This is a genomic window from Avibacterium sp. 20-132, assembly GCF_023611925.1.
Taxonomy (GTDB): domain Bacteria; phylum Pseudomonadota; class Gammaproteobacteria; order Enterobacterales; family Pasteurellaceae; genus Avibacterium.
On record NZ_CP091456.1, the window covers coordinates 970,638 to 984,311 of the forward strand.

9 protein-coding genes, 1 pseudogene and 1 CRISPR repeat array are annotated in these 13,674 nt (G+C 47.9%); of the genes and pseudogenes, 1 reads left to right on the forward strand and 9 read right to left on the reverse strand.

The features are described 5' to 3' along the window. Positions 1-18: 18 nt before the first annotated feature. On the reverse strand, positions 19-1,149 hold the full coding sequence (locus tag L4F93_RS04530) for an NADH-dependent flavin oxidoreductase (protein WP_250351322.1): 1,131 nt from the start codon (positions 1,147-1,149) through the stop codon (positions 19-21). An 18-nt stretch (positions 1,150-1,167) separates the two neighbouring features. Next, positions 1,168-2,175 carry an MBL fold metallo-hydrolase gene (locus tag L4F93_RS04535; protein ID WP_250351323.1) on the reverse strand — a complete coding sequence of 336 codons (1,008 nt, stop codon included), beginning with the start codon at positions 2,173-2,175 and terminating at the stop codon, positions 1,168-1,170. A gap of 103 nt (positions 2,176-2,278) precedes the next feature. On the opposite strand from L4F93_RS04535, the gene L4F93_RS04540 reads away from it, so the two are divergent. Then, positions 2,279-3,115 carry a LysR family transcriptional regulator gene (locus tag L4F93_RS04540; RefSeq protein WP_250351324.1) on the forward strand — a complete coding sequence of 279 codons (837 nt, stop codon included), beginning with the start codon at positions 2,279-2,281 and terminating at the stop codon, positions 3,113-3,115. Between the two features lie 461 nt (positions 3,116-3,576). Here the strand turns inward: L4F93_RS04540 and L4F93_RS04545 are convergent. The 7 genes and pseudogenes from L4F93_RS04545 to cas1f all read right to left on the reverse strand — a co-directional run bounded on the left by L4F93_RS04545 (position 3,577) and on the right by cas1f (position 13,591). Further along, positions 3,577-4,227 (reverse strand): annotated as a pseudogene (locus L4F93_RS04545) (IS1595 family transposase). Positions 4,228-4,351: 124 nt separating this feature from the next. Then, positions 4,352-4,920: a CRISPR direct-repeat array (repeat unit 28 nt; unit sequence TTTCTAAGCCGCCTATGCGGCGGATAAC). A gap of 148 nt (positions 4,921-5,068) precedes the next feature. Further along, entirely contained in the window at positions 5,069-5,641 is a 573-nt protein-coding gene (gene cas6f / locus L4F93_RS04550; protein WP_250351325.1) for a type I-F CRISPR-associated endoribonuclease Cas6/Csy4, read from the reverse strand. A 2-nt stretch (positions 5,642-5,643) separates the two neighbouring features. Further along, positions 5,644-6,651, reverse strand: a complete 1,008-nt coding sequence (gene csy3, locus L4F93_RS04555; RefSeq protein WP_250351326.1) for a type I-F CRISPR-associated protein Csy3 — start codon at positions 6,649-6,651, stop codon at positions 5,644-5,646. Positions 6,652-6,663: 12 nt separating this feature from the next. Further along, complete coding sequence (csy2, locus tag L4F93_RS04560) at positions 6,664-7,563, reverse strand: type I-F CRISPR-associated protein Csy2 (protein WP_250351327.1); 900 nt, start codon at positions 7,561-7,563, stop codon at positions 6,664-6,666. Further along, positions 7,560-8,918, reverse strand: coding sequence for a type I-F CRISPR-associated protein Csy1 (gene csy1, locus L4F93_RS04565; RefSeq protein ID WP_250351328.1), 1,359 nt, complete (start codon positions 8,916-8,918; stop codon positions 7,560-7,562). The genes csy2 and csy1 overlap by 4 nt, the downstream gene beginning before the upstream one ends. Before the next feature lie 369 nt (positions 8,919-9,287). After that, complete coding sequence (gene cas3f / locus L4F93_RS04570; protein ID WP_250351329.1) at positions 9,288-12,614, reverse strand: type I-F CRISPR-associated helicase Cas3f; 3,327 nt, start codon at positions 12,612-12,614, stop codon at positions 9,288-9,290. Beyond that, entirely contained in the window at positions 12,611-13,591 is a 981-nt protein-coding gene (gene cas1f, locus L4F93_RS04575) for a type I-F CRISPR-associated endonuclease Cas1f (protein ID WP_250351330.1), read from the reverse strand. The genes cas3f and cas1f overlap by 4 nt, the downstream gene beginning before the upstream one ends. Positions 13,592-13,674: the final 83 nt, after the last annotated feature.

The following is a 13,674-nucleotide window of genomic DNA, read 5'->3' on the forward strand; positions in this document are numbered from 1 at the left end:
TCCTTATCCCATCACCGCTTACACATCTCTTGGCTGCCAGTCGGCACCTTTTAGCGGCGGCAGCCATGATGGGCCTTGCAGTTGCTGTTGCCATAGGGCTTCTGGGTAGCGGTAGGCGGTTTTTCTTTCGGGGTCAATGGCGGTTTGTATTTGCTCTTCTTTGCCTGTTTTGATAAGGGTGGCAAAGTTTGGGTTGATGAGCGAGGCTTTGCCTACCGCCAAAAATTCTGCCCAGCCTGTTTGGTAGGCGGCGATGAGGTCGTCTGCGGTAAAGAGGTTGCCTACGCCGATAAGCGGGAGTTTGCCGCCAATGCGTTCGTGGATAAGCTGCATGCGGCTTTGGTTTGTGTCGGCACCTCGGCGGGCTTTTTTGTAGAAGTCCCATAGGGATACGTGCAGGTATTGCAGGGGTTTGTCAAGGAGGCGGTCGATGAGCTGCAAGGTGTCGTGCATGGTGAGTCCGTCTTCGCCTGCTTCTTCGGGTGAGAAGCGGTAGCCGATGATGAAGTCGTCTCGCTGATGGCGTTGTTTGGCGGCAACGGCAGCGTCAATCACGGCAAGCGGAAACCGCATGCGGTTTTCTGGGCTGCCGCCCCATTGGTCGGTGCGGCGGTTGGTTTTGGCTGAGTAAAATTGTTGCAATAGGTAGTCGTTGGCACCGTGGATTTCTATGCCGTCAAAGCCTGCTTGCAGGGCAAGTTCGGTGGCTTGTCCAAAGGCGTTGATGATGGCGTGAATTTCGCTGTCTTCTAGGGCTTTGGCTTGGTTGATGGCACTTGGGGCAAGGGGGTGTTTGATGAGTCCAAAGTCTGCTGCACGAGCTCCGCCGTGGTGGATTTGTAAGATGGCTTTGGCGTTTTGTTTTTTAATCCGTTCGGCAAGAGCGGTCAGCCGTGGCAGGTTTTCTTGTCCGATGGCGTGGGGCTGGCCAGGAAAGGTTTTGCCGTTTTCGGCGACAAGGGTGGCGGCGGTGATGAAGAGTCCAAAGTCAGCGGCTCTGCCTTCAATGAAGCGGGCTTCTTCTTCGCCTAGGCTGCCATCTGGGTTGGCTCCGAAGTGGGTCATCGGGGCAACAGCAAGGCGGTTTTTGATGGTGATGCCGTTATTAAGGGTAAAGGGGGTAAAGAGCGGTGCGTAACGGTCGTTCATGGTGTTCTCCTTGGGTGTTTAGTGTTGGTCAAGGGGGCGGTATTGTACGGGGATAAAGCGGTAGCCTTCGCCGTCTTTTTGTAGGTGTCCAAGCCCTGGAAATGGCAGATGTGCACCTGCGATGAGTGTTTTTTCCGCCACGATGTTTTTGAGCATGGTCTGACGGGTTTTTCGGGCTTGCTCGGCATTGGCATCAAAGTCTATGGCGACTTCTGGGTGCGGCATTTGTATGGCTGGGCTGTGCATGAGGTCGCCCCAGATAAGCAGTTTTTCGCCTTTGGATTCAATGAGAAAGCCGCTATGCCCTGCGGTATGCCCAAAGAGCGGTATGGCGGTTAGGTTTTCAAAGATTTCTTTGCCCGATGGGTAGTATTTGACCCGCCCTGCTTTGGCATAGGGTCGGACGGCTTGGCGTGCCAGTTCAACATAGGGGCGGACGGTTTCAGGCAGCCTGTTTATGGGTGTGTCAAGCCAAAAGGCTTTTTCTTGTTCTGCCAGATAGAGGGTTGCGTTTTTGAAGGTGCGTTTGCCTTTGTGGACGATGCCGTTTAGGTGGTCGGCGTGCATGTGGGTGGGCAAGATGATGTCGATTTGTTCGGGGCGGTAGCCTGAGGCGCGCAGGCTGTCAAGGAGCCTCCCTTGTTTGTCCAAAAAGATGGGGGCTTGGACTTCGCCTTTGCCTGCATCAATGAGGATAAGGTGGCGGCCTGTGTTGATTAAAAAGCCAATGATGGTGCCTTCCATGCCGCCAAGATGGGTTCGGGGAACAAAGGCATCATCAAGCAGTTGGTTGAGTGTTTGTTCGCTAAGGTCGGTGTGCTTTGCCATCAGGGCGGTGTCCAGATTGCCTACGCCGTCATAAAGGGCGGTAACTTCGTAATCGCCGACCATTTGGCGAAAGTAGCCTGCAACCTGTGTTTTTTGCATGGGAACGAGGTTGGCTTTGGGCTGATGGACGGGCTGTGCCATCGCAGGCAAAGCGGTCAATCCAAACAGTAAGGCAGCGGTAATCAGCGGTTTTTTCATGGTTTTTTCTCCAAAAATTATTTGATGTGGGGTTATTTTACCGCTTGTTATTGTTCAATAATATGGATAAAATGCAAAACAATGACGATTTATGCACATTCTTATGCAACTTGATTGGAACGATATTCACTATTTTTTGTTGCTGGTTGAAAAACAGACGCTCACCGCCACCGCCGAGGCTTTGGGTGTAGAGCACAGCACGGTCGCCCGCCGTATTGAACGCTTGGAAAAACAGCTCAATCTGCATCTTTTTGACCGCATCAATAAACGCTATTTGCTCACGGCAGCAGGGGAACGGCTTTATCCTGAAGCGAAAAAACTGCAATTTAATATCCGCCAGTTCCACCAAACCGCCGAAGATAGCCAGCAGGCGGTCAGCGAGGTGTTGCTGTCGGTTTCGCCCTTTGTTGCTCATGCCTTGATTGCCCCGCTGTTGCCGCTCTTTTATCAGCGTTTTTCTCATATTCGCTTGGTATTGACCAGCGACCCGACCTTAAGCAGCCTGCATCAGCGTCAGGCAGACATTGCCCTAAGGATTACCCAGCCCGAGCAAAACGACCTTGTTGCCCGCCGTCTATGCGATATTGATTACCGCTGGTATGGGCATCAAGATTATCTTGCCGACACGCCCAAAGATGCTTGGCAATATCTGGGCTTGCACTTAGGCGGTACGCAGGTCAAATGGGTGGAGGAACAGCTGGCGGAAAAGCCTGTTTGCTTTGTGTGCAATGATTTTCAGATAATGCAGACCGCCATTGTCCACAAACTTGGCATTGGGCTTTTGCCTTGTGATTACCACACAGAGGCGATGACCGAACTTACCACCATGCCAAGCCTTAGCACACCGCTTTATCTCATCATGCACGAAGACGTCCGCCATAGCCAAAGCGTCCGTGATGTGGCGGATTTTTTGGGGACAGAGTTGGGGGATTTTTCATAGAATGGTTTTATAGTTTATTGACTAATCATTTGAAATCTAATGCGGAAAAAATATGATACAGAAAAATAATTTTAAAAATGCTAATTTTTATGGGAACACTCAAATAGTTAACGGGGATGTTCATAATGTAAACATCCAGAATGAATCTGCTCAAACAAATGAAATAGCCACATACACTCCCGAACCAATTTGGAGAAGTCCTGTTACAATGGCGTGACTCACATGGGCTAGTTTTCTTATTTCTTTAATAGGGATATTGCCTATTTATAAATTGATAGTTGAGCCTATATTATATTTAGTAAATAATGGCACCTTTATTCAAAGTGGAATAAATAATAATATCTATCTTATTATTTTCATAGTTATTGTTATATTATTTCTCATTACTGTTACATTACGTAAAATTTCTAAATATCAAACTAGGTATCCCTTAATATTTAATTAGGGGCTGTCCTAGATAACTAGGCTAAATCCCCTTTAACTAATTGTTTTAAAATAGAAATTTGAGATTTTAAGTTACTGTTATTAAAACGCCATGCGCATTCCTTCAAATAAAGCTCAAAATGCGCTTTAGGAATACCGTTAAATTTGCGTAAATGGCGTTTCGCTTGATTCCAGAAATTCTCAATTCCGTTAATGTGATTTTGTTTTTCTGCAAAGTGTGTACTGTGATTGATGCGAAAACGGTTAAATTCATTCACGTCAAGTACATCATAACTTCGGTAGAAATCAGTGTAAACAAGACTATCAGGCTTTACTTGCTCACGAATGATTGGCAACAATGTCGCAGATTGAGTATTTGGCACCGCGACGGTGTAAACCTTACCATTGCGCTTTAAAAGCCCAAATACAGCCGTTTTACCTGCTGCGCCTCACCCCTGCTTGCCTTTGCGAATGCCACAGAAATAGCTTTCATCAGCTTCAATTTCGCCATCGAACATTTCCAAATGGGAGCTGTTTTGATAGATAAGTAATCGCAAGCGATGAAAGTAATACGCTGCCGTCGTTTTGTTTACATTTACTCGCTCAGCTGCTGTTCTTGCAGTAACACCTGCGACAAACAGCTCAATGAGTTTATTTTGTTTATGCTGACTTAAGCGACTTTTTCTCATTTGGTCATTTTAACCTAAACAGAGTTTTTAGTCGTTATCTAGGGCAGCCCCATAATAATTATGATTTCTAAGCTATCTATGTGATGGATAATCATATCCCGCCAAAATGACGGATAATTTTTTCTTTCTAAGCCATCTATGCGATGGATAACGGTAAACCAAATCACGGGTTAAGGTGGCTTGTATTTCTAATCCGCCTATGCGGCGGATAACGCTTAGCGATGTGGATAAGCTGGATATATTTGTTTCTAAGCCGCCTATGCGACGGATAACCTGGTGGGGCGATTCCTACGGTCGCCCAATGGTTTCTAAGCCGCCTATGCGGCGGATAACACTGTGTCGCTACTTGCTGAATTAATCGCATTTTTCTAAGCCGCCTATGCGGCGGATAACTCAATCACAATCAAACATTACCATTGCCCGCATTTCTAAGCCGCCTATGCGGCGGATAACAATAATAGCTTGCCGTTTTTCACTGTGGCTATTTTCTAAGCCGCCTATGCGGCGGATAACTTCTGCTTCGCTCCAACGTGCGCCTGTGGCAATTTCTAAGCCGCCTATGCGGCGGATAACATAATAATTGCCGTCTGTGGTTATCTCATTAATTTCTAAGCCGCCTATGCGGCGGATAACTTATCAAAATTTCCCCTGCTGAACAGGGGAAATTTCTAAGCCGCCTATGCGGCGGATAACTGCAATTTTTGCCGTGCAAATGCCCTAGCTGCAAAGGTTTGCCCCGATTTTATTGTGTTTACCCCATATTTTTCTCCTTATTTTTAACTCATTGTTTTTGTTTGATTTGTTAAATTGCTCGCAAAAAAGGGTCTGCTGCCTGAAATGCTCACCAATGCGGTACGGTGCTGCCTTGATGGCTAAGCCCATAGCTGTTGTAGCTGCCATGAACGGCGGCATCAGCTGGTTTTTGCAGAATTACAAGCGGATAGGGTTGGGCGTTGGTCTCACTCGTCATTCTGATAAAGGGCGGGTGAAGCTCTGCTCTGCGGTGGGTTTTGCAATGTGTCAGTGCCTCTTCATAGCTGATTTGGCGGCGTTTTGCGTGGGCTTTGGCCTGCTGGTCAATTGGGCGGAAACGGTAGCGTTTAACCGTAACTGGCACTGCGTGGTTAGGCACGGCAGCTGGCTTTTTGATGTGGATATAGTCCGTCAATCTTGCCAGCCATTTTTCTAAATTCAGCGTTGCAAGGGTCGCCTCATCTGGAGCGATGAGGCGGATTTGATTGCCGAGGCTATGTTGCCCCAGTTCATAGCGGGGAAAACTCACCCCGATGCGGTTCATGCCTTCACGGTTCTGCACATCAGCCAAACCAATGTGCAGTTGTTTGTAGAGGGCTTCCCAAAGGGCGTGCAGCGGTATTTCTGCTGAGGGAAGCAGGGTAAGCTCTTGGTAAATCATGGTTACTCCTTACCGCTTTCACCAAAGACGCCACCACGGATAAGAATCGCGATAACGTAGTGTTGCTCATCTTTTTTGGGGGCTTTGCCTTCTTTTATCCAAGGGTCAAACAGGCTGTAAAAATCTTGTTTGTCTTTTGGCTGGCGGTAGGCGGTACCCAGTGTGGTAACCGCACCATAGGGTTCGGCGGCAATGGGGAATGCTGCGTTGGGATACCAGTTATCTATGGTGCGGATGGCGTTGCCAATTTTTTGCGAATGGATACCTGCTTGATTTTGTTCACGTCCGACGGTGTAGAGGATTTTGCTTTTGTTTTTGCCCGTGTCTAGCACCAGTTCTTGGCTTGGGAAGACTTCTTGTCCGTTGCCGATGTTGGCTTGGGCTTCAACCTGCAAGAGGGTAAAGGCTTCGCCGTTAAATCCTGCTTCTATCCAAGCGGCAAGCTTTGTCAAATCTGGGCTTGCAAAGTCAAAATCATTGAGCGAAATATCACGGGCTTGGTTAAAGGTTAAGGTGTCCTCACCGTTTTTGATGGTTACGGTGATGCTTTCGGCACCGATACGGTTACGCCACAGCCAACGGGCGTTAATCAGGTTGATGGCATAGCGTTTGGCAAGTTCGGCAAAACCTTGTTCTTGTTTGTACTGGGCAACGGTTTCTTCTAATGCTGCCTGAAAGTCTTGGTTGTTGCAGACACTGGGTTTGCCCGTAAAGGGTAAGATTTTGCAGGTAAAGCTGGCAATGAGGGTATCGCAGTCTTCATTTAAGAAGGCGGCATCTACACGCTGCAGGTTGGCTTTTTCAATTTCTGCATCAAGTTTCGCAGGGTTGCTGGCAATCGCATTTTTTAAGCGGTTGCTGATGGTGCCGCGTACGGATTTTTCCCGCACGATAACGGGTTCTTTGACCGCATTTTCTTTTTGGCTGTTCGTTTGCCAGAGATAGGCGTCAGAAATATCAATTTTGCGTTCAAAGGCGAGTACGGTAACTTTGCTGTCAATTTTTGCCATGATGTTTTCCTCTTAAGGCTGTTGGACAAGATAAAGATTGTGTTCGGCATCATAGGTTTGATACCAAAAGGCGTGTTGTAAGTCGGCAATACGGTTCGGGAAGACCCATTTGCCAAGACTGTAAATGGTTTCAACGTATTGAGCTGGGTATTCGGGGTTGCGGCTGTTGTTGAGTTTGCCTGCTGCTATCACAGGGCTGATGCCTTGATAGCCAACAGGAATCGGCACAAGCCAGCCACGTCCTGTTTTAATGCTTTCACTGTGCCATGTACCGTCATCATCTGGAATTTGGTGGATAACAGCGGTTTCAATCAGCGCATCAAGGGGCGAGAGCTGTTTTTCTTCGCAAATGGTGGTCAGTTCTTCGTGGGCATTCATCAAAATGAAAGCAGGCAGAAAATCTTTTTTGCATTCATTGATGGTTTCGCTGTAGCTAACAGGGGCTTTGGCATCAATGCCAACCACGCTGCCGCCAGCTATCCGTTGCTGCTGAATTTTTTCAGCGATAAAACGTTTTAAGCCGTCCATCTGCTGCTGTTCAAAGTTGCCGTAAATGCCAATGGCAAGGCTGACGGTGAGATGGCAGCGTCCTGATTCAATAATGGCGGCACTGCTGCCGTCTTTTAAAATCGGATTGCGTGTTTGGTTAAAACTGTAGTTGCTGTAACGGCTGTCGCGGTAACGCTGGATATGGATATCACGGCAGGCAATCAGCGTGCCATCTAACCGCAGATGGGAAAAATCTTGGCTTTGGGCAAGGGTGCGGCTTAAGGCATGTACGGCACCGACAAAGCCGCTGATGGCAGGGAATCCATAGGTGAGCGGACTTGACAGGGTATTGGCATTCTCAATACGCAAATTTTTAATAATCAGGTAGCCTGCCTGCGGATAATTGGGGTAAATGTGGCTCATTGAAATACTCCTTCACCAAGACGCTGTGAGGCTTTAATGGCATCTTCAATCGCAGTTTTCCAATACAGATATTCTGGTGTACCAAAATCACTGCTTTGGATTTGGCCGTCTTTTTCAAAGATTTCTTTCAGGCTGCTTTGCAACCAATCGGCGAATTGTGTAGCAACAACATTTTGCCAGTCCTCTTCTTCACGGTCTTGCTGGTGGTCTTCATCGGGATTGTTTGGATCAAGCCAGAGGCTTTGCTCAAAATTAAGTTTGCTATCCTCGCTCCAGCCTGCAGGCTGCTGCTGTATGGCGGCTGCGATGGCAAAGGTTTCCATCAGGATTTCGGCAAGTAAATCATCACGTTGTTCACGCAAAGAAACGTTGTTGCGTCTGTCTTTGATAATTTCAGCCAGCCTTTTGATTTTATAACGCATTTTATGGCGGTAAGCACGGCTTTTAAATAAGCTGCTGTCGTGCTTGGTAAGCTGCACCGTTCCAAAGGCCCGTTTTTGAAAAATAGGCGGAATAGACGGCAGAAGATATTGGCGGCCGCCCTGACGGCTGTTAAGCAGGCTGATGTTCTGCGGCTTAGTACCGCCAAGCTGGGTTGCGGCAAGATTTTGCAGTTCTTGATAAGGGGCTTGCGGTTTGTCTGGGTGTTTGTAGCGGTTTTCGCGTGCGGTTTTTTGCTCATCACTATAACGGCGGTGATTGATGTTGAGATAGACCTCATGGGTTAATTTGGAAGGGTGCAGCGGTACCAGTGTGCAATATTCGTTTTCATCGGGGTGGATTGCCCAGAGGATTTGCTTGTTGCGTTCGTGGGTACTTGGCGTATCGGGCTGGGCGGTTAAGCAGCGGTAAAATACTTGCTGATAGTGCTTGGAGTGTTCAGCATCTGTACCAAAACAGCCGTGAAGTGCAGGCAGTTGGGCAAGAATCACATCACGCATCAGGTATGACCCGCTGACGGGCTGTTCAAAAAAGGCGGCTAACGGCAGTGCGGCGGCATTACCGCTGGCATCAAGCTGTGTACTGTCTATGCTGTGCGTGCCGATATAGCTGTGTACTGAGCTGCCGCTAAAGATAATGTTGTCGCCTTTGGCATCGCTGTGAATGCCTTTAGAGGTGTGGGTGCCAAAATTTAACTGCCCCGCCATTTTTTCAGCAGCCTGAAACCAATGGTCTGCTTGGTATTTTTCTTGAATCGGACGCAGGGCTTCACGGGCTTCGGCAATGGCGATGGGATCATTTTCTTGCTCAGCTTTGGCAAGCTGTTTTTGTTCTTTTTCGCTTTTCTTGTGGTATTGGGCGGTTAAAAAGGCGTTGATTGCCTCTTTAATCTGTTCAGCGGTGATGGTGTTCATAGAAGACCTCGTTTGTAATCTGCTTGATGGTGTATATACTAAGTCAAAAAAATCAGGTTATCAACCATTGTTTTTTTATTTTTAATAAAAATTGGTTTTTTGTCTTGGTAAGCCTTTTGTGCTACAATGAAAGACCGTCGCATAGATGGCTTAGTAAATTGTATTTTTGTTTTTCACTTAGCCGCCGCCTAGGTGGTTTTTTCATAGGTTGCTTAAGCCCTGTCCTCGACTCGTACAGAGTAACCTAAGTAAAAAATTTTTCAACCATTGTTTTTTTATTTTTTTATAATCATTTCACTATTGAGTTAAGCCCGCCAAAGCAGGTTTTTGGCTGTTCTTTTGATGGCTTCTTGGGTATCCTTTCCATTTTTACTCATTTTCCCAGCAGCCAAAGTATTCATGAAAATACCAAGTATGTTGTCTCTCTGGCAGGGTGATGCCGGCAAAGCGGATGACGGCGGTATTGTCAGAGATGCCCAGTTTTTCGCTTAATTGGCTGATTTGTGTTTTGAGTGAGGCGGTGAGCCATGGGGTGATGCCTTCATTATTATTTTCAAAAGGATAGGGCTTAATCACATCTTGGGCTGTTTTAGCACCCGAAAAACCATGGGCTTCAATTTGTTCTAAGTGATATGGCACATTGCCACTGTCTTCGGGGCGGATAAGGTAGTCAGCTTCTTTTTCGCCTTGTCGGAATGGGCTTAGGCGAATCAGGTGGCAGTGATGGCGGTTTAGGAGTTCAGGCTGCCAGTAGGCATTGACGATATTGATTTTGTCATTTTGCATCAGCTCGGCAAGCACTTGATGTTCTAGGTCGGATAGGCGGTTTTTGGGGTCGGGTTCGGCTGGCTTGATGATGCGGGGCTGGGCATCAATACGCTTGAGCTGTTCGGCAGGTATGAGGGTTTCGCAATTGTGGCTGTTTAGGCGGTACTCGGCACTTTCATAGCCTGGGTGGATAAAGGCACAGTTTTCTTGTTTGATGCCACGGATATTGTGCTGCCAGATGCCAAGGTTGGGCATTTTGGGCTGCCTGTAGGGGCGGTGGCGGTTGATGCGTCCTGCCAGCTGAATGAGCGATCGCATGGAGCTGGGTTCAGCAATTGCCCAGTCGTAGTCGTGGTCGCGTCCGACTTCACAGACGGGGCTTGCCAGCACGATAAAGAGGTGATGCTTGGCGTTGGGATAAGCGGCAATCGCGGTTTTGATGGCTGGGTGGTTGGCAGGGTTGTTGCCGTTTTTGCGGTTTAGTATTGCATCAAGCTGTTGTTCCAGTTGGTTACGCAGTATGAGGGCTTGCCTGCTGTGATAGACGGCAAGGTGGATATGGGTGTCTTTGGCAAGACTGTCTTGTGCATACAGGGCAAGTGCGGTCTGCATCATGGGCGTGATGTTCGCCATACGGATGAGCCCAATGCTGATGGTTTTTCCGTTTTCGTCAAAGTGGTGGCGATGATGGTAATCTGTTGCGTATTCAAGCAGTTGTTTGGCAATTGCTGGATAGAAGCGTTTGGGGTTTTTGCTTACTTTGGCGACCATCGGCAGGATTTCGCCTATCCGCTGTATGGGCTGTTGTTTCAGGCAGCGTTGGCGTTTTTCCAAAAAGCGTTGGTGGGCTTGGCTGTGCTGGCGGGTGTCGGTGCAGGTGCTGATGCTGCTGTGGTTTTCATCGCTCCATAGGCAGGGAATGGACGGTGCTGGCAGGTTAAAATTTTCGTTGTAAATTTTGCGTCCTTCTAGGTAAGCGGTAAATAAGCCATACACTTGGTCGGGCTGTAAGGTAGCTGATGAGAGTATGATGCGGCTGCCGTATAGCCCTGCCAGATGCACAAGCCGTGTGAGGGCGGGCAGGTCGCTTTCGGAGAAGTCGTCTGGTTCATCAAGGATAAGGTCGCTTGAGAGCAATCGCAGGGTGGGAATGATGTAGTGTCCGCCACGAAGCTGTTCGCTGGCTTGCATGAGATGGTCAATGGTGCAGCTGACAATGGGGCTGTAGAGCAACAGCTGGGCTTTTTCTTGCTGGGTGAGTACGCCAAGCCCAAGTACGTCAAAATCTGATGGCTCAAAGCGGCTGTCCACATAGCTGTCAATGAGTGATTCGGCAGAGAGGCTGCCGTTTTCTTCGCTGTCTTCTTCGGTTTTTTGATTAAGTTCAAAAAGCTGTTTATTGGCTCGTCCGCCCACTAAGACGGCGAGTTCTTTTTCGCTTAAGCCAAGGTCTTGTCGCAGGCTGGCACCTGTCTGCAAGGTGAGTGTCCGCAGTCCTAGGGCAATGGTAAAGCGTGCCCCTTGATGTGTATCGGCCAGTGCATAGGCAATGCGGGCGTTGGCGATGGTTTTGCCGCAGCCAGTAGACGCCATATTGATGGCAAAAAAGCCATGGGTTTGACTTTGTCCGCTGACTTCTCTTGCCAGTTTGAAGGCTTGGTTTTGCCATTGAAATCTTGCGGTTGCGGTGTTTTTAGCTAGGCTGTCGTGGTCTTTGAGTTTGGGTAAGGCTGCCTGAATAATGGGCAAGGCTTTGGCGACACGTCCGCAATAGTCCGCTACGCCAAGCAGATGTTCGTCAAGGGCTTGTTTGGTTTCTTTGGTTTTGCGGTCGGTATTGGCGATAAGTTTATCCTGCCAATCGGTATCGCCTGACACGCGTTGTTTGCTGTCTTTGGGCTGTGAAGAGTAGTTGTGGTCGCCTGTCATCAGGATTAAGCGGGAAAGATTCAGCAGCAAGGGATTGCTGATGGGGCTTTTTGGCTGGCTTAATGCGGTCAATTTGGAGTCGTTTTTGGCTTTTTGGGCAAAGCGTTTAAGCTGCTTCTGCAAGGTTTTGCTATGCAAAACAAGGTATTCAAATTGCCAGTTTTGCTTCAGATTTGCGGTAATTTGGGGGTTATGCACCCAATGATTGATGGCACGCAAGCTTTTATAAAAATCTTGAGCAGAGACGTTGTAGTATCGATTCCCTGCTTGCTGCATTTCCTTGATGGCGTTGGTGGTGTAGCCGTCATCGCTGGCATCTGTGTCTTGCAGCCGTGGCAGGGGCGGCAGACGGTGATGGGTAACAATCAGCCAGCCAATCCATTGGGCAAGCGGCGGCAGGTTCTGCATATTGGCGTAGCCATAATCGCTTGTTTCAAATGCGGGCTTATGGTTAGCAAGATAATGGTCTAAATGGATTAAGCGGTCAAACACGGCTTCATCGGTTTGACAGTCAGCAACGAGCCATAGAAAGAGTTTTAACGATACCCATTCATGGCGGTAGGGTTCGCCTTTTGTGGCGGTTTGCCCTTTGAGTTTCTGCTGGAAACCTAAATTGGATTTGCCAATATCATGCAGTAGGGCGGCAAGGGTTGCGATGATTTGCATGGCGGTGAGATATTGCCAATCGTTTTCCCATTCTTGATGCATGATATTTCTCTTGGTGTAATTAACAGGAACAATGCCTAATTCATTAAATTTACGTCTGTTGCCAATAATAAAAAGCAGTTCTGTGGTATGACTGGTGCGATTGCGGTGGCAGCTGACGGCGGTGGATTTAGTGGCACTTTGACGCAGCAGCGCGGCAACGGTATTAAGCCCTTCTTGGGTGATGGCTGTCTGCCAAACGTTATCGCCAATGCGGTTGGCAAAGCTATCGAGTATACGGCGGGTGCGTTTTAATGCTTTCTTTTCGCATTGGCTGACAAAGGTAACAATCATGCTGCCTCCCAATCGGTTTTTAAAGCCAGTGCTTTTATCAGGTCAAATTGGGTATCTAAGGCATTATGTTTGATGAATTGATTTAAGCATTCTTGGCGAAATTGCTGTTCACTTAGGTTGTCGGCAGCAGCGATAAAGGCAAGCGGTAAGACTAATGCATCTTTGATGATGTCGGCAATATCAAAAACGAGCGCACCGCGTCTTGTTTTTCCGTGCATCACGGCAAAACCGTGCGGAATGCCTAGCACCCATGCGGTTGTCGCGCCCAGCCCGTAGGCAAGATAATTGCCGTGATTTAAAAAGCGGTTGGCTTTGTCGATGCCGTCATGTTCGCGGCTAAAGCCTTCTTGTTTGGTACAGCTTGCGGCGGCTTTATAAAGGGCTTTGGTCAGATGGGCTTCATGTTGGAGCAGATGCGTTATGCTGCTTTGTTGGGCAATGGTGTTTCGGGCAGTTTCAATGGTGTGCAAAATCGCAGGAGCATTAAATCCACGGGCAATGAGTTCACGGTCTTTTTGCCAAATGGTTAATAGATAATCCATGCGTGCAGTTTGCAGTATTTTTGCTGCCTGAAGCCGTTTATTATCGTCCCACCACCATGAAAGCCAGCCTTGCACATATTCCGTTGGGCGGTATTCGCTTTGCGGTGTCAGCCAGCTGATTTCCGTGCCAGCAAAGAGCGGGGTGCCGCCACCGCCGCAAAAGCCGACCAACACACCAGCCTGAGCCAACACACGCATAGCGGCTTGTGTGATAGAAGTGCCTGTCCCGAGTAAGATAACGGTTGTATTGGCAATGGGAATATTGTAATAGAGATTAGCACGTTCATCTTCAGTGAGATAAAGAACACGGCCGTCTTTTTGCATCACGCGGCAATATTCCAAGTAATACATATTGGCACGCTTGCTATGCAGAATGGTTTTGAGATCGGAAACATTGAATCCAGATGCCTGATAAGGGCTTAGTGCATGAGGCATAAAGGCTCCTTTTTAATTTTTGACAACCCTATTTTCTGTTAATACTTGTTCTTTATACAACATATTTAGCATAGTTATTTTAT